The sequence below is a fragment of the Streptomyces sp. NPDC007863 genome (genome assembly GCF_040633895.1).
Taxonomy (GTDB): Bacteria; Actinomycetota; Actinomycetes; order Streptomycetales; family Streptomycetaceae; genus Streptomyces.
The window spans coordinates 266,636-283,175 of the sequence record NZ_JBEYEI010000009.1 but is presented as its reverse complement, the minus strand read 5'-3'; the positions used below and the strand labels follow the sequence as shown (position 1 = coordinate 283,175).

At 72.1% G+C, this 16,540-nt stretch carries 12 protein-coding genes and 1 pseudogene; 10 read left to right on the top strand and 3 right to left on the bottom strand.

All coding sequences use genetic code 11. The annotated features are described in order from the left end of the window. The first annotated feature begins 135 nt into the window (after positions 1–135). The 4 genes from ABZ621_RS16875 (at position 136) to ABZ621_RS16860 (ending at position 6,058) form a co-directional block, all read left to right on the top strand. Positions 136–1,605: an FAD-dependent monooxygenase gene (locus ABZ621_RS16875; RefSeq protein WP_360605077.1), complete on the top strand. Its 1,470-nt coding sequence runs from the start codon at positions 136–138 to the stop codon at positions 1,603–1,605. A gap of 47 nt (positions 1,606–1,652) precedes the next feature. Then, positions 1,653–3,356, top strand: coding sequence for an FAD-dependent monooxygenase (locus tag ABZ621_RS16870; protein WP_360605075.1), 1,704 nt, complete (start codon positions 1,653–1,655; stop codon positions 3,354–3,356). Between the two features lie 46 nt (positions 3,357–3,402). Further along, on the top strand, positions 3,403–4,944 hold the full coding sequence (locus ABZ621_RS16865; RefSeq protein ID WP_360605073.1) for an FAD-dependent oxidoreductase: 1,542 nt from the start codon (positions 3,403–3,405) through the stop codon (positions 4,942–4,944). 79 nt (positions 4,945–5,023) lie between these two features. After that, positions 5,024–6,058: a methyltransferase gene (locus ABZ621_RS16860; RefSeq protein WP_360605071.1), complete on the top strand. Its 1,035-nt coding sequence runs from the start codon at positions 5,024–5,026 to the stop codon at positions 6,056–6,058. A gap of 83 nt (positions 6,059–6,141) precedes the next feature. Here ABZ621_RS16860 and ABZ621_RS16855 read toward each other — a convergent pair whose 3' ends face one another. Further along, on the bottom strand, positions 6,142–6,753 hold the full coding sequence (locus tag ABZ621_RS16855) for a TIGR03086 family metal-binding protein (protein ID WP_360605069.1): 612 nt from the start codon (positions 6,751–6,753) through the stop codon (positions 6,142–6,144). A 60-nt stretch (positions 6,754–6,813) separates the two neighbouring features. On the opposite strand from ABZ621_RS16855, the pseudogene ABZ621_RS16850 reads away from it, so the two are divergent. From ABZ621_RS16850 to ABZ621_RS16830, 5 genes and pseudogenes are all read left to right on the top strand, one after another. Next, positions 6,814–7,167 (top strand): annotated as a pseudogene (locus ABZ621_RS16850) (HTH domain-containing protein); the annotation flags it as partial. Positions 7,168–7,422: 255 nt separating this feature from the next. After that, positions 7,423–8,268, top strand: a complete 846-nt coding sequence (locus tag ABZ621_RS16845) for an NAD(P)H-binding protein (RefSeq protein WP_360605067.1) — start codon at positions 7,423–7,425, stop codon at positions 8,266–8,268. Positions 8,269–8,493: 225 nt separating this feature from the next. Beyond that, a complete protein-coding gene (locus tag ABZ621_RS16840) occupies positions 8,494–9,474 on the top strand; it encodes a 3-oxoacyl-[acyl-carrier-protein] synthase III C-terminal domain-containing protein (protein WP_360605065.1) in 981 nt (326 codons plus the stop codon). Positions 9,475–9,575: 101 nt separating this feature from the next. Then, the gene (locus tag ABZ621_RS16835; RefSeq protein WP_360605063.1) at positions 9,576–10,340 is read left to right on the top strand and encodes an alpha/beta fold hydrolase; all 765 of its coding nucleotides are present in this window, start codon (positions 9,576–9,578) and stop codon (positions 10,338–10,340) included. A gap of 125 nt (positions 10,341–10,465) precedes the next feature. Beyond that, the gene (locus tag ABZ621_RS16830) at positions 10,466–12,049 is read left to right on the top strand and encodes an aminotransferase class III-fold pyridoxal phosphate-dependent enzyme (RefSeq protein ID WP_360605061.1); all 1,584 of its coding nucleotides are present in this window, start codon (positions 10,466–10,468) and stop codon (positions 12,047–12,049) included. Between the two features lie 80 nt (positions 12,050–12,129). Here ABZ621_RS16830 and ABZ621_RS16825 read toward each other — a convergent pair whose 3' ends face one another. After that, entirely contained in the window at positions 12,130–14,622 is a 2,493-nt protein-coding gene (locus tag ABZ621_RS16825) for a BTAD domain-containing putative transcriptional regulator (RefSeq protein WP_360605059.1), read from the bottom strand. 427 nt (positions 14,623–15,049) lie between these two features. Here ABZ621_RS16825 and ABZ621_RS16820 point away from each other — a divergent pair, with 427 nt between their 5' ends. Next, entirely contained in the window at positions 15,050–15,817 is a 768-nt protein-coding gene (locus ABZ621_RS16820; protein WP_360605057.1) for an SDR family oxidoreductase, read from the top strand. Positions 15,818–15,943: 126 nt separating this feature from the next. Here ABZ621_RS16820 and ABZ621_RS16815 read toward each other — a convergent pair whose 3' ends face one another. Beyond that, entirely contained in the window at positions 15,944–16,321 is a 378-nt protein-coding gene (locus ABZ621_RS16815; RefSeq protein ID WP_360605055.1) for an SgcJ/EcaC family oxidoreductase, read from the bottom strand. Between the last annotated feature and the right edge of the window lie 219 nt (positions 16,322–16,540).

Here is a 16,540-nt window from a genome sequence, read left to right as displayed (position 1 = left end):
CGGCACCCTCTCGCGCGCTCCGCGCGCCCCCTCCCGCCACATCCCTGACGAACTTGTCAGAGTCCTGTATCTGCGGCCGTTCAGCTTCCGTCGCCACCCCGGAATACTGAGGGAAAAGCCTGCGGGAGAGGGAATATGGACGCGTACAACGCCGATGTGATCATTGCCGGCACGGGCCCTTCGGGCCTCATGCTCGCCGGAGAGCTCCGACTCCAGGGAATTTCCGTCATCGCGGTCGACCGGCTCGAAGAGCCGATGCAGCAGTCCCGTGCTCTGGGATTCTCGGCCCGCACTCTCGAAGAATTCAGCCAGCGCGGTCTCCTCGGCGAATTCGGTGCGATGGAGTCCATGCCCGGCGGGCACTTCGGAGGACTTCCCCTCGACTACACCATCGTCGAGGGCGGCAACTTCGGCGTCCGCGGCGTTCCGCAGTCCCGGACCGAGGCCATCCTCGCCAAGTGGGCCGTCGGCCTGGGCGCCGAGATCCGCCGCGGCCAGGAGGTCGTCGGACTGACCCAGGACGAGGACGGCGTCAGCGTCGAGGTCTCCGGCCCCGAGGGCACCACGACGCTCCGCGGCCGCTACCTGGTGGGCGCCGACGGCGCCCGCTCCACCGTGCGCAAGCTGACCGGCATCGACTTCCCCGGCTACAACCCCACCATCGAGATGCAGATGGCGGACGTGGCCGGCGTCCCGGTGCGCCTGCGCCCGACCGGCGAGATCAGCGAGGCCGGCATGGTCGTCGTGCTCCCGCTCGGCCCGCACGCCACCCGCGTCGTCGTCTTCGAGCGCGGCGCCGGCGTCCGTGCCAGCCAGGAGCCGCCCACCTTCGAGGAGGTCGCCGCCTCCTTCCAGCGCGTCACCGGCGAGGACATCAGCGCCGCCAAGCCGCTCTGGACCAGCTACTTCACCGACGCCAGCCGCCAGGCCGCCGAGTACCGCAAGGGCCGCGTCTTCCTGGCCGGCGACGCCGCCCACATCCACATGCCGATCGGCGCCCAGGGCATCAGCGCCGGCGTCGGCGACGTGATCAACCTCGGCTGGAAGCTCGCCGCCGAGATCAAGGGCCACGCCCCCGAGGGCCTGCTCGACACGTACCACGCCGAGCGCCACCCGGTCGGTGCCCGCGTCATCACCAACACCCTGGCGCAGCGCACCCTCTACCTCGGCGGCCCCGAGGCCCAGCCGCTGCGCGACCTCTTCGGCGAGCTCGTGCGCATCGAGGCGGTACGCCACCACCTCGTCGGCCTCGTCACCGGTCTCGACATCACCTACGGCGCCGCCCCCGGCGGCCACCCGCTCCTCGGCCGCCGTCTGCCGGAGCAGGCCCTGGTCGTCGACGAGGCCGAGACGACCACCCACGAGCTGCTGCACACCGGCCGTCCGGTGCTGCTCGACATGTTCGACGACGCCGCGCTGCGCGAGGCGGCCGCTCCGTGGGCGGACCGGGTCGACATCGTCACCGCCCGCCGTCCCGAGGCCGGCGCGCCCGCCGCGAACCTCCTGGTGCGCCCCGACGGCTACATCACCTGGGCGAGCGCCGCGGGCTCCGTCGAGGGGCTGACCGGCGCCCTCGCGCAGTGGTTCGGCGAGCCCCGCTCCTGAACGCGGTCCCAGGACACCCGAGCAACCCGGAAAAGGAGAGTGCCGTCTTGCCCAGCAAGACCGAGAAGCAGAACGCGGCCCCCGGGGCCGGTGAGTGGACCGAGACCGACGTCCTGATCCTCGGATCGGGCCTCGCCGGCTCGATCATGGGCTCGATCCTGGCGCGGCAGGGGGTCGACGTCACCCTGATCGACGCGGGCCAGCACCCCCGGTTCGCCGTCGGCGAGTCGCAGAACCCGCAGCTCGTCGAGTGGCTCCACATCCTGGCCGTCCGCTACGACGTGCCCGAGATCAAGCACATGCTCGACGTCAAGGCGATCACCGAGCACATGGGCCCGCACCACGGCCGCAAGCAGAGCTTCGGCTTCGTGACGCACCGCGAGAACCGCGAGCCGGATCCGCGGGAGGCGACCATGTTCGTCATCCCCAAGATGCTCACCGAGGCCGTCCACCTGTACCGCCAGGACACGGACTCGTACTACCTGAACGTCGCCGCCAAGTACGGCTGCACCATCCGCCAGAACTGGTGGGCGACCGACATCGACTTCGACGACGACGGCGTCACGGTCACGGGCAAGAGCGGCGAGGTCTTCCGGGCCAAGTACCTGATCGACGCGAGCGGCTTCCGCTCCCCGCTGGCCCAGAAGTTCGACCTGCGGGAGAGCCCGTCCCGGCTCAAGCACCACGCCCGCTCGATGTTCACCCACTACGTGGGCATCAAGCCGTACGACGACGTGTGCAACTACCCCGAGGCGCTCCGGCCGCCGGCCGAGTCCCCCTTCCACGGCGGGACGCTGCACCACCTCATCGAGCGCGGATGGTTCTGGATCATCCCGTTCGACAACTACAAGGACTCCAAGAACCCGGTCTGCAGCGTCGGCCTGACGTTCGACGAGCGGCTCTACCCGAAGCCGGCGGACATGACGCCGGAGCAGGAGTTCCAGCACTACCTCGACAAGTTCCCCGCCGTGAAGCGGCAGTTCGAGGGTGCCAGCCGGATCCGCGAGTGGGTCAACACCGCCGACCGCATCCAGTACTCCTCCAAGAAGACCGTCGGCGACCGCTGGTGCCTGATGTCGCACGCCGCCGGCTTCGTCGACCCGCTGTACTCGCGCGGCCTGTCCAACACCTTCGAGGTCGTGGACGCGCTCGCCTGGCGGCTCCTCGACGCCCTGAAGGAAGACGACTTCTCCGCGGAGCGCTTCGAGTACGTCGAGCGCCTGGAGCAGGGGCTCCTCGACCACAACGACAAGATCGTCAACGCCTCGTACATCTCCTTCAGCCACTTCCGGCTGTGGAACGCGGTCTTCCGGGTCTGGGCCTGCTTCACCACGCCCGCGACCATGCGCCAGATCAGGGCGCGCCAGAACTTCGAGATCGACGGCGACGACCGTCACTTCAAGGAGATGGAGGACTCCCCCTACACGGGCCTGTGGTGGCCGGACAGCCACGCCTTCAAGCACCTCTTCGAGCTCACGGTCACGACCTGCGAGCGGTACGAGGCGGGGGAGATCGACGGCGACAAGGCCGCGGACATCGTCTTCGAGGCGATCCGCGACTGCGAGTCCGTCAACACCCCCTTCGGCTGGAAGGACCCGGAGGACCACCGCTTCTACCGGGCGACCACCCCCACCATGATGAAGTTCATGTGGTGGGCGAACACGACCGGCCCCAAGGAGATGCGCGATCTCGGGCGCTCGTTCCTGGCCGGCTCCGTCAAGCAGGGCCTGCGCGGCCGCAAGGTCTCCTGAGCGCGGCCGACCTGTCACCTCACACGAACGGACATCTGGACTCCACATGATCAGCCGTAGAAAAGTCCTGGGCACGGCCGTCGGCGGACTGGGCGCCGCCGCCGTCCTGACGCAGGTCCCGCCGGTGGCGGGGATCGCGGAAGCCGCCGTGGCGGGCACCGACGCCACCTGGGGAACGCTCGCCGCGATGATGGACGGCGACCTGGTGCTGCCGTCCCACGCCGAGTACCCGGTCGCCAAGCAGCTCGAACTGGCCCAGTACGACGTGATCAACCCGAAGGCCATCGCGTACTGCGTCAACGAGTCCGACGTGGCCACGGCCCTCGAGTACGCGAAGTACAAGCGCCTGCCGTTCGCCGTCCGCAGCGGCGGCCACAACTACGCGGGCGTCTCCACCTCCACCGGTCTCGTCATCGACGTCTCCCGGATGGACTCCATATCGGTGGGCGCGAGCACCGTCACGATCGGCCCCGGCGCCCTCAACGTCGACGTGCTCAACACCCTCGCCGACCAGGGGTACGCGCTCAGCAGCGGCGGCTGTCCCACGGTCGCGGCCGGCGGCTTCCTCCAGGGCGGCGGCCTCAGCTTCATGACCCGCTCCCTGGGCGTGGGCTGCGACTCCGTGCGCTCCGCCCGGGTGGTGCTGGCCGACGGCCGGACCGTCACCGCGTCGGAGACGGAGAACTGCGACCTGTTCTGGGCGATCCGGGGCGGTGGCGGCGGCAACTTCGGCATCGTCACCTCGTACACGCTCAAGCACCACGTCGTCGGCGACCTGCTGGTGTCGTACCTCTTCTTCCCGTACGAGCGCTCCGCCGAGGTGCTCGACGCCTCCACCCGCTGGCTGGTCGACGCCCCGCGCACCATCACCGGCGGCACCTACATCACGCTGCCGGACGCCGCGCCGGGCAACGTGCCCACCACCACGGTCACCCTGGTCTCGCGGGGCACCTCCGCCGAGCTGGCCGCCGAGACCTCGCGACTGCTCGCCATGACCGGCCAGCCGGTCGGCCGGCACGACATGACGGTCTCCTACCGCGACCTGATGATGAACATCTTCGGCTGCGGCAGCCTGAGCCAGGACGCCTGCCGCCGCTCCGAGAAGTCCACCACCGGGCAGCTGGGCCGCAACGCCTACGGCGTGGAGCGGATGCGCATGGTGACCGATCCGCTCCCGGCCAGCGGCTGGGCCGAGGTCATGGCCGCCTTCGACGGGCAGCGTTCGGCCGGCCAGATGCGCACCCTGGAGATCCACTGGTTCGGCGGCGCGGCCAACGACATCGCGGCCAGCGCCACCGCCTACCCGCACCGCGACACGCTCTACTGCATCAGCTACCGCTCGACCATCGCCAACGCGACCGTCGCGACCACGGCGAACAAGGCGAACGCCCAGAGCTGGGCCGACACGGCCTTCCACACGATCGACCCGTACTCCAACGGCGGGACGTACGTGAACTACATGGACCCGGCGCTGACGGACTGGAAGCAGTCCTACTACGGCGACAACTACGCCCGCCTGGTCACGGTCAAGAAGAAGTACGACCCGTACCGCCTCTTCACCTTCCCCCAGTCGGTCGGCGCGGTCTGACCGCCGCCCCGGCGGCGCCGGCTCCCTCCGGGGGCCGGCGCCCCGGGGGCCCGCTTCCCCAGAATCCCAACGAAAGGCCGTGACCGAAGTGCAGTCCGCCACCGCCCAGATCCCTCCCTCCGCCCGCGTCCTCCAGCTCGCGATGTCGAGCTGGGTCGCCGCCGCCGTCAGCGCGGTCGCCGAGCTCGGCGTGGCCGACGTCCTGGACCAGGGGCCCAGCGACGTCGACCGGCTGGCGAAGGAACTCGACGTCGACACCACCAACCTGTACCGGCTGCTGCGCGCCACGGCCGACCTCGGCCTCTTCGAGGAGACCGAGGGCCGGGTGTTCGCCCTCACCGAGGTCGGCAACGCCCTGCGCAGCGACGCCCCCGACTCGATGCGCAACTTCGCCCGCTGGGTGAACACCGCCGCGGAGCGTTACACCTGGACCGGCCTCGCCGACTCGGTCCGCACGGGCCGTTCCGTCTTCGAGTCGGTGCACGGCAAGCCGGTCTGGGAGTACATGCTGGAGCACCCCGAGGTCAACGCGCTCTTCGACCGGGCGATGACGGACACCTCGTCCCAGGTGACCGCCCCCGCCGTGGCGTCGTACGACTTCAGCGGCTTCCGCAAGGTCGTCGACATCGGCGGCGGCCACGGCCAGTTCCTCGCGGCGATCCTGGCGGCCAACCCGGGCGTCCGCGGGGTGCTGTTCGACCAGCCCGAGGTCGTCGCGGGCGCCGGCGAGGAGTTCGAGAAGGCCGGCGTGAGCGACCGCGTCGAGGTGGCGGGCGGCGACTTCCTCGCCTCGGTCCCCGAGGGCGGTGACGCCTACGTGGTGGTGAACGTCCTGCACAACTGGGAGGACGACAAGGCGGAGCTCATCCTCGGCGGGATCCGCAAGGCGATGACGGACGACGCCCGGGTGCTGCTCGTCGAGGCCGTGATGCCGCCGGACGGCGCCGAGGCGCTGACCGTGAAGCTGATGGACCTCAACATGATGGCGCACGCGGACGGGGTCCAGCGCAGCGAGGCCCAGTACGCCGAGCTCTTCGCCCGCGTCGGTCTGAAGCTGTCCCGCGTCCTGCCCGGCGGGGGCCTGTGCAGCATCGTCGAGGCCGTGCGGGCCTGACGGCGGCCCGGGCGGCGGGCCCGGGCCACCGGGCCGGCGTCAGGCCGGCCCGGAGCCCGGAGCCCGGAGCCGCCGCCGGCGGCTCAGGGGCGACGCCCGTACCAGCCCACGAGCCGGTCGATGGCGGGAGCGTCGTCGGGAACCTCGACGACGGGACCGAACGGCACGTGGCCGCCGCGGGGTTCGGCGGGGACGGCCTGCTTCATGACGGCGAGCGGGGCGGCGAGCATCGCGGCGTCCCACTCGGGGCTCTGGCCGGTCGCCTTCACCACGTCCCAGGCGTGCAGCACGAACTCGTTGGTGTAGATCACCGCCGCGACCGCGCCGGGGACGGGGCCCCAGGGCAGAGCGATCTCGCGGCCGAGCACGGCGTCGTCGGTCCACACCGCGTCGAACTCCTTGCGGGAGGCGGCCAGGGCCTCGGCCCAGTCGCCGTCGGCGACGTCCTCGGCGAGGTGCGGAACGCTCATGAACGAGCCGCCCGCGCCCATGACGGTCAGCCGGCGCAGGACCGAGACGAGGTGATTGGCCATGGCGCGGACCGTGAACTCGGGACACGGGGTGACGGTGTCGTACTGCTCGGGGCGGATCGCCGCGAGCGTGTCGCCGACCAGGTCGAGGGCCTTGAACAGGCCCAGGCGCGGGTCGTCGGCGGCCGTGGAGGAAGAGGCGGAGGTGACGGAAGAAGAAGTCATGACCGTCATCTTTACCGCAAAACAGGTCATCTTGTGGCCTCTTACCGAAAAAGATGTGAAATGAAGGCGGATCGACTGGTGGCGACGCTCCTGCTCCTCCAGGAGCGGGGACAGGTCACGGCGCGCGAGGTGGCGCGGGAACTGGAGGTCTCCGAGCGCACGGCGCGACGCGACCTGGAGGCGCTGGCCTCGTCCGGCGTCCCCGTCTACTCCCAGCGCGGCCGGGGCGGCGGATGGCAGCTCGTCGGCGGAGCCCGTACCGACCTGACCGGGCTGACGGCCGGCGAGACGGAGGCGCTCTTCGCGGCCACCGCGCAGGCCCCGTCCTCGCCCGAGCTCCGCTCCGCCCTCCGCAAGCTCACGCGGGCGCTGCCCGCGCCGATGCGGCCGGTCGCCGTGGCCGCCGCGCGGTCCGTCAAGCCGGAGCCGCGCGAGCGCGCGCGGACCCACGAACTTCCCGAGGCGCGGGAGACCCTCGCGCGCTTCGGGGTATCGCTCGCCGCCGCGCACGGCGGGGACCGAGGGGTGAGTCACTTTCCTCTAGGTACCTACTATTCCGAGGATGCTAGCGTCCGGAACGTGACGGCCAGGAGCACTGTCCGACCCGTTCGGCGCGGTCTCCCGGCAGCGGCGAACTCACCCCAACCACACTGATATAGGGAGCTGTTCATGATTGTTGTCACCGGTGCCACCGGCAACATCGGCCGCCCGCTGGTCGCGGCCCTGGCCGAGGCCGGCGAGGACGTCGTCGCGGTGTCGCGCAACGCCCAGCCCGCCGGCCTCCCGGACGGCGTCCGCGCCGTCCAGGCCTCGCTCGGCGACTTCGCGAGCATGAAGCCGGTCCTCGAAGGGGCCGACGCCTTCTTCATCCTGCTGGCCGGCGAGCAGAACGGCCCCGGCGAGCCGGCGGCGAACCTGCTGGACATCGCGAAGGGCGCCGGCGTCAAGCGCGTCGTCCTCGTCTCCTCCCAGCTCGCCGGCACCCGCTCGGACACCCCCTCGCACAACCGCCTGCGCGAGTTCGAGGCCGCCGTGCGCGAGTCGGGCCTGGAGTACACCATCCTGCAGCCGGGCGGCTTCGCCTCCAACGCCTTCGCGTGGGCCGAGTCGGTGCGCACCAGCCGCCAGGTCTTCCACCCCTTCGGCGACATCGCGCTGCCCGTCGTCGACCCGGCGGACATCGCCGACGTCGCCGCGGCCGCCCTCCGCGAGGACGGCCACAACGGCCGCACCTACGTCCTGACCGGTCCCGAGTCCGTCGGCCCGCGCCGCCAGGTCGCCATGCTCTCCGAGGTCCTCGGCGAGGAGGTGACCTACGTGGAGCTGACCCGCGAGCAGGCCACCGAGGTCATGTCCCAGTTCATGCCGCCGGCCGTCGTCAAGGGCACCCTCGACGTCCTCGGCGAGCCGCTCCCCGTCGAGCAGGAGGTCAGCCTCGACGTGGAGAAGGTCCTCGGCCGCCCGGCCCGTTCCTTCGGCGACTGGGTCGCGCGCACGATCCCGGCCTTCAAGTAAGGGATTCCGGCAGGATCGGACACGGAGCCGCCACCGGGCATCCGCCGCGATCGACCCCCCGCGGCGGGCGGATGCCCGGTGGCCGTCGGACAGGCCCGCACCACGGACGTTCCGCCGTGCGGGCCTCCGCCGCGCCGTCGCAGGTCGGAGCCCGTTCGCGACCGGGGATGGACGGCGCCTCGAGCGGCCTGTGACAGGCTGGCCGTCCGGATGAAGGGGTGGACGATGCGGTGGGACAGCGTGTACGTCGGTGCTGCCACGGTCCGGCTGGGACGACGTGAGCCCATTCGCCCCGCGGTGACCGCCGGGCGCTACAGCCTCCGGACCTGGCGCCGCGACGGATACGACGCCGTGTGCGTCGCCGAGCGCGAGAGCGCCGAGCAGCTCACCCACTCCGCCGCCTCGCACGCCGTGCGCACCTCCGGCCGCGCCGGCCGCGAGCTCGACCTCGTCGTCCACGCCCAGTCCACCCGGTGCGGCTCGCTCCAGGGCGCCGCCGGGGCGCGGGTCCAGGAGGAGGTGGCCGGACACCGGGCCACCACCCTGGAGGTCGTACGGTCCGCCGGAGGCGGAGTGCTGGCCCTGCACACGGCCGCCTCGTACCTCGACGCGCTCGACGGCGACGGCGTCGCGCTGGTCGCCACCACCGACGCCGGGGGCGCCGCCGGCTGCGACCGCTACCGCCACACCAGCGGCGCGGTCCTCGGCGACGGCTCCACCGGGCTCGTCCTCACCCGGACCGGGGGAGTGGCCCGGGTGCTCTCCACCGTGGTCCTCGGCGAACCGCCCGAGGGCACGCTCTTCCGCGCCGACCTCGCCTGGCGCGAGGCGCCCTCCGCCACCGACTGCCGCCACCGCGCCGACGACGGACCGGGCGCCGCGTCCCTCCTCGCCACCCGCGAGCGGGACGCCGTCCGCACCGCCGTCGCCGAGGCCGGACACACGCTGGACGACGTCGCGCGCTTCGTCTTCTCCAACGTCGGCCGGGACTCCGCGGTGTGGCGGTGGCGCACCGCCGACGGGATCGACGAGAGCCGCACCACCTGGGGATGGGGGCGGCAGGTGGGACACCTCGGCGCCGGCGACCAGATCGCCGGACTCGCCCATCTCCTGGAGACCGGCGCGGTACGGCCCGGGGACCTCGTGGCGCTCGTCGGCGGCTGCTCGCGCACCGTCGGCTGCGCCGTGGTGGAGATCCTCCGCTAGCGAACCCCGTCCACGGCGCCGTGGGGTTCTCGGGTACATCGGTACGGACGAGGCCGCTCCGACCAGGGAGCCGGCCCAGGCATCGACAGGGGAGAGACATCGTGAGTGGTGAGTGGTTCCGGCGGTTCGACGCGATACGCGCGAGCGGTCCGCGGCTCTTCTGCTTTCCGCACGCCGGCGGCGCGGCCAGCGCCTACGTGGGCCTGGCCCGCGAGCTGAAGCCGGCGTTCGACGTGGTGGCCGTGCAGTACCCGGGCCGGCAGGACCGGCGTCTGGAGGAGCCGATCGACGACATCGGACGCCTCGCGGACGCCGTCGCCCGGGAGATCGTCACGCACCTGGACCGGCCGTACGCCTTCTTCGGGCACAGCATGGGCGCCGTCATCGCCTACGAGACGGCCCGCCGCCTCGCCGGCCAGGACCTCCCGGCCCCGGTGCGGCTCTTCCTGTCGGGCCGCGGCGCGCCGACGCCGTTCCGCAACCCGCTGGACCGCATGGACGACGACGAGGCGGTGATCGCCGCGATCCGCAAGCTCGGCGGCACCGGCAGCCAGGTCCTGGAGGACCCGGAGATCATGGCCATGGTGATGCCCAGCCTGCGCGCCGACTACCGCGCCATCGGCTCCTACGCCTGGACGGAGGGCCCCCGGCTCTCCATGCCGTTCACCGTCCTCGTCGGCGACAGCGATCCGGTGGTCACCACGGACCGGGCCGCCGCCTGGCGGGAGCACACCGAGGCCAGGACGGACGTCCGGATCTTCCCCGGCGGGCATTTCTACCTCGACGGCCGGCAGGCCGATGTCGCCCGCGTCGTCCATTCCGCGCTCACCGCGGGTTCCGTGACCGTGCCCACCGCCGGGAAATGAGCGGCCGATGACCGTGGCATGACCCGGCGGGAGAAAAGCGAGAGGCCTTCCGGTTCCAGGCCGTGGATAGGGTCGCCGCAACGCTTCGTGGTCGACGTGGTCGACGTGGCCGGAAAGAGGGCGGCATGAATTCCAAGACACAGCAACCCGAGTTGGCGGAGCCGTACATTCTCGGTTTTCTCAGCTCCGTGGGACTCGACGTCGCGTACAAGCGGGCCTCGGGAAACACCCTGTACTACGAGGGCCCGGACGGCCGTGAGGTCGAGGTGTTCGACGCGGCGGGCGGTTACGGCTCGCTGTTCTTCGGGCACAACAACCCGGAGATCGTCGCGCACGCCAAGGAACTGCTCGACTGGGGTACCCCGGTGCTCGCGCAGTTCTCCCGGCACCCGGACGCGGACGCCGTCGCCAACCAGCTCAACCGCGTCCTGCAGCGCGAACTCGGCACCGACGAGCCGTACTTCGCCATCTTCGGCAACAGCGGCGCCGAGGCCATCGAGGCGGCCGTCAAGCACGCCGAGCTCGACCGTGTGATGCGCGTCGGCGAGCTCACCGAGAGCGTCGCCGCGCAGCTGGCGGAGGCGCGGGCCGCGGTCCTCACCGGTGAGGCCGTGGTGGCCGCCGAGGCCTTCCGCGCCCTCGGCGTGGAGGCCGCCGCCGGCGCCACCGGCTTCGAGGCCCTCGCCGCCGAGGCGGAGCGCCGCAACGCCGAGGCGGCGGGCCGGGCCCCGGTCTTCCTCACGCTGGAGGGCTCGTTCCACGGCAAGCTCGTGGGCAGCGTCCAGCTCACCCACAACCCCGGCTACCGGACCCCGTTCACGGCCCTCGCCGCGCAGGCCCGCTTCGTGCCGCGCGAGGACGCCGAGGCGCTCCGCCGGACCCTCGCCGAGGAGCGGACCGTCCTGCACGGCCTCGCGGTGCGCGGCGGCCAGGTCGTCGTCGTGGAGCACGCCTTCCCGAGCGTGGCGGCGCTGCTCCTCGAACCCATCCAGGGCGAGGGCGGCATCGTCCCGCTCTCGGAGGCCTTCGTGGCCGAGATCCAGCGGGAGTGCGCGGCGGCGGGCGTCCCGATCGTCGTCGACGAGATCCAGAGCGGCGTCGGCCGGACCGGGCGGATGCTGGCCAGCTCGGCGATCGGGCTGCACGCCGACTACTACGTCCTGGCGAAGAGCCTGGGCGGCGGCCTGGCGAAGACCTCGGTCATGCTGACCCGGCAGAGCCGTTACCGGCACGAGTTCGAGCTCGTGCACAGCTCGACCTTCGCCAAGGACGGCTTCTCCACGCGCATCGCCCTCAAGGTGCTGCAGATGCTGGAGGCCGACGGCGGCCGGGCCTACCGGCTCGCCGAGGAGCGCGGGGCCCGGCTCGCCGAGGCCCTCGGCAAGGTGCGGGCCGACTTCCCCGAGGTGGTCAAGGACGTGCGGGGCCGCGGCCTGATGCAGGGCCTGGAGTTCCACGAGCAGTCGGGTTCGGCGTCCGAGGTGATCGCGGAGGGGGCCCGCTCGGGGCTGCTCGGCTACCACCTCGCCGGCTTCCTGCTGCGCGAGCACCGGGTGCGCACCTTCCCCACCGCGAGCGCCGGCAACACCCTCAGGTTCGCGCCGTCCGTGCTGGTCACGGACGCGGAGATCGCCCAGCTCGAGGCCGGCCTCCGGGCCGTCGCCGAGGTGCTGAGGGACGCGGACGAGGCCCGGCTGACGGGTCGCTGACCGGTCCCGGGGACGGCCCGAGGCCGCGGACTCCTCGTGAGCCCGCGGCCTCACGAGGAGTCCGCAGTCCTGAGAATCCGTCAGCCCGCGAGGGGCTCGGGGGACTTCGACCCGGCCGGCAGCTCCGGCAGCGGAGTGGCGAGCCGCAGCAGTTCGCGCACCTGGCGGCGGCGGTCGGCCGGGGGGTGGCAGGCCGCACCCTGGAGCGTGCGGTGCAGCATCCCGCCGTTCCGCTTGTCCATCCCGGCCGTCGGCTCGGTGACCAGCAGGTCGAGCAGCCGGTCCACCGCGGTGTCGGACAGCGGCGACAGGGTGAGGGTGGTGGTGTGCGGGGCGCCCGCGCCCCACACCGGGCGGCGCTCGCGCAGCTCGGGGCGCGCCGCCGCGACCACCACCAGCGGCACCGGGCCGGCCGCCTCCGGAAGCCGCTCCACGCAGTCGAGCAGGAGGTCGTCGGCCAGGTGGAGGTCGTCGACGGCGATCACCACGGGCCGCACCCGCGCGGCCCGCACGAGTAAGGACCGCCAGGCGTCCAGGACTTCGGCCGTGCGCGCGACCCCGCCGGCTCCCCGCTCCCCGCCCGCCCCGGTGTCCCCGGGGGTGACGAGCGGCAGCAGGAGCGACAGCGCGCGCTCGCCGTCGGCGTCCGACGGCGGCCCCGGCGGCAGCTCCCGCAGCGGCCGGGCGAGCTTGCCGCGCACCTTCTCCGGCGGGTCGCCGGGAAGGATCCCGCAGTACGCGCGCAGCAGCTCGGCCGGCACGGCGAGCGGGCCCGCGTCGGCCGCGTCCGGCACGGGGGTCGTCGCGGCGAGGAACTGCGCCAGGTCCGGCCGGCCCGCCACCCGGCGGCCCAGCTCCATCACGAGCCGGGTCTTGCCCACCCCGTCGGCGCCGACCAGGGTCACGAGGTGCGGCGCGGCGCGGTGCTCGGCGAGCTCCACCAGGCCGCTCAGCAGCTCCAGTTCGTACTCCCGGTCGACGATCGGGAGGGTGTGCAGGCCGGGCCGGTCGCGGCGCGGGCCCGTGAGCTTCCAGCCGGTGCCCGGACCGTCCGTGGGCAGATAGGAGAAGGCGGCCTCGGTCGCGCTGTGCACACCGGAGCTGGCGTGGATCTCGCCCGCGGGGATCCCCGCGAGGAGCGTCTGCGCGCCGTCCAGGAGCCGGCCGCTCACCCGGGGCGCGGTGGTCTCGTCGTCCGGGCAGAAGTGGACGAGGACCTCGCCGGTGTCGATGGCGGCCCGGAACTCGACGAGCCCGGTGTGCGCGAGCCGGTCCCGCACGGCGAGCGCGGCCCGTACCGCCCGGGCGGTGTCGTCGCCGTGGCTGCGGCGCACCCCGAACAGGGCCAGGGACACCGAGCCGATGGTCGCCGCGAGGCTGCCGTTCAGCCGCTCCACCTCCTCGCGGACGGCGGCGGACGTCTCGGCGAGCGACCGGTCGACGACGTCGACGGGCGACTCCAGGGCCTGCGGCGTCGGTTCGGTGCGGATCAGGAGCACGCCGAGCCACTTCCGCTCGGCCGCCTCCCTGGCGCGGTCCGCCGCGGGGGCGGCCAGCTCACCGGTGCCGTACGCCGTCGCGCCCGACGGCGGGACCGGGGACGCGGCCCGGTCCGGGAGGCCCCGGGTCTGCGCGGGGATCAGGGGGTCGACCTCGGCACGGGGACGGTCCGCCGCGCCGGGGGCGGCGATCGCCGTGGGAGCCGGGGCGAGGACGGGCGTGGCGGCGGAGAGGCCGGCCAGGGCCACCGGACGGGCCGCGGACCAGCCCATCGGCAGGGACTGCTGCGCGGACATGGGACTGCTGGGGAGGATGAGCTCCGGATCCTGGTTGAGGATGGCCTGGTGGAGCAGGCGCAGGTCGTGCCCGGGCTCCAGGCCCAGGTTCTCCACCAGCTCCGCCCGTACGCGCGCGTAGACACTGAGCGCGTCGGCCTGCCGGCCGCAGCGGTACAGGGCGAGCATCAGCTGGCCGCAGGCGCGTTCCCGCAGCGGCTCGGTCTCGACCAGGGTCTCCAGCTCGCCGAGGATCGCCTGGTGACGGCCCCGGGCCAGCTCGGCCTCGAAGTAGTCCTCCAGGGCGTCGAGGCGCGCGCCCTGCACGGCCGCGAGCTCGGGCCAGGACACCCCGCCCTCCACCAGGTCCGCGAGCACCGGGCCGCGCCACAGCGCGAGGGCGTCCTTCAACTGCTGGGCGGCCAGGTCGGGTTTGCCCGCGGCGAGCCGCGCCCGGCCCTCCTCGACCTGGGTGCGGAACCGGAACAGGTCGATCTGGTCGGTGCTGACGCGCAGCATGTAGCCGGGCTGCTGGGTGACGACCCAGGGGGCGCTGGGGTCGCAGCTGGAGTTGTCCCCGTTGGCCGCCAGGACGCGGCGCAGGCCCCACACCGTGTTCTGGAGTATCTTGCGCGCCGAGTTGGGCGCCTCGTCCTCCGGCCACAGGGCCTTCAGGAGCTGACTCGTCGCCACCACCTTGTTGACGCGTAACAGCAGGAACCCCAGCGTCGCCCGCTGCTTCGAACCCCCCAACGCCAACGACTGGTCGTCGGCCGTGATCTCCAGTGGTCCCAGCATCCGAAACCGCATCAATTTCCCCCGCGCGATCGTCGTCATGGACTGCATCGCTCGCAGCCCCCACCCGGGGGGCAAGGCCGCATGGTCTCGACTCGACTCCGAGCCGGCCCTTGAGCATCGAGCCGCGCAACGGGAAGATGACGGCGACGCCCAGGGCCACGGGTCCAGTGCGACGGCATGCGGCCGACAGTGCCCCGCGCCCAGAGTCGCAGAGGTCTCTCGAAGGCCCGTAGAGGTCCCATGGAAGCCCCGTGGAAGCCGTGTTTGAGGCGTCCACCACCCGTTCGGACGGGACCCAGGCGCAGGTCAGGCGCCTGGATGAAAGCTCAAGTAGCTCTCCAGGGTGCCGTGTTTCCATGAGCACGTCCGGCCGACGGCGCAGGAGACGGCCGACCAGCGCGAGTGCTGGAAATACAAGGAGTAGAGAATGAGCAAGTACGCAGGCAAGAAGGCTCTCGTCACCGGCGGCAGCAACGGCATGGGCCTCGCCATCGCCAAGCACTTCGTCGACGGCGGCGGCGAGGTCATCGTCACCGGCCGCAGCGAGAAGAACCTCCAGGACGCCAAGAACACGCTGGGCGCCAAGGGCCACACCGTGGTCTCCGACACCGCCGTCCTCTCGGACATCGACGCCCTCGCGGGTGCCGTCAAGGACACCCTCGGCTCGCTCGACTACGTGTTCGTCAACGCCGGCATCTCGGAGCTCGGCCCGCTGGAGCTGGTGACCGAGGAGTCCTACGACCGCCAGTTCAACATCAACACCAAGGGCGCGTTCTTCACCGTCAAGGCCCTGGCCCCGCTCATCAACGAGGGTGGCGCCATCGTCTTCACGACCTCGATCGCCGACGTCACCGGCACCCCGGGCATGGGCGTCTACTCGGCGTCGAAGGCCGCCCTGTGGTCCTTCGCCCAGGTCCTCGCCTCCGAGCTGCTCCCGCGCAACATCCGTGTGAACGCGGTCCAGCCGGGCTTCATCGACACCCCCACCGCCGGTGCCGCGGGCCTCTCCGCCGAGGAGCGCGCCGGCTTCCACGCGGTGGGCGACGCCATCACCCCGATGAAGCGCCACGGCTCGGTCGACGAGATCGCCTCCGCCGCGCTGTTCCTCGCCGCGGACGCCACCTTCACCACCGGTGTCAAGCTGCCGGTCGACGGTGGTCTGGCGCAGCACATCTCCGCCCCGCAGGAGGGCTGAGCGGCACCCACCGGGCACGTCTCGGCGAGCACGTCTCGCTGAGCGCGTCCCGGTGGGCGCTCTTCTCCGAGCACCCAGGTCCGGCCCCCGCCACGGCGGGGGCCGGACCCTTTTCGCTGCCCGGGCTCAGTTGCCGAACGGGTGGTCGATGGCGAAGCGCCACTTGCCGTCCTCGCCGAGGCGCAGGACGTCGTTGCCGATGCCCTCGTGGTGCTCCTCGGTCCCGTCCGGGCCGGTGACGTCGATCGTCCAGTCGACGACCAGGAGCGCGGCGTCGCCCGCCACGTAGGCGGTGCGCAGCTTGGCGTTCATCGTCGGCTTGAGGGAGAGGAACTCGGCCAGCGCGTCCTTCCGCTCCTGACCCGTCTTCGGGTTGCCGGGCTCCCAGACCGTCACGGCGGCGTCGGTGTACAGCTGGTTGACCACATTCGGGTCACCGGTGTTGAACGCCTTCTGGTAGAGCTCGGTCATCTTGGTGGCGTCATCGGTGAGTTCAATTGCCATGGCGAATCCGGTCCCACTTTCATCTTGGTCGGCGAAGCTTTTCCGAAAAGCTAACCGACCTGGACTCACCCATCGCTCACCACAAGGTAACCGCCCGCTCTCCGGCGTTGATTCCACCGCCGTGACCAGGGGCCTACCGGAACATTACCGAGCCCGAACGAGGCAATTAGCGAGGGTCGGTAAGTTCGTTCGGGCTTCAGCTGTCTGCCTGTTTTCGAT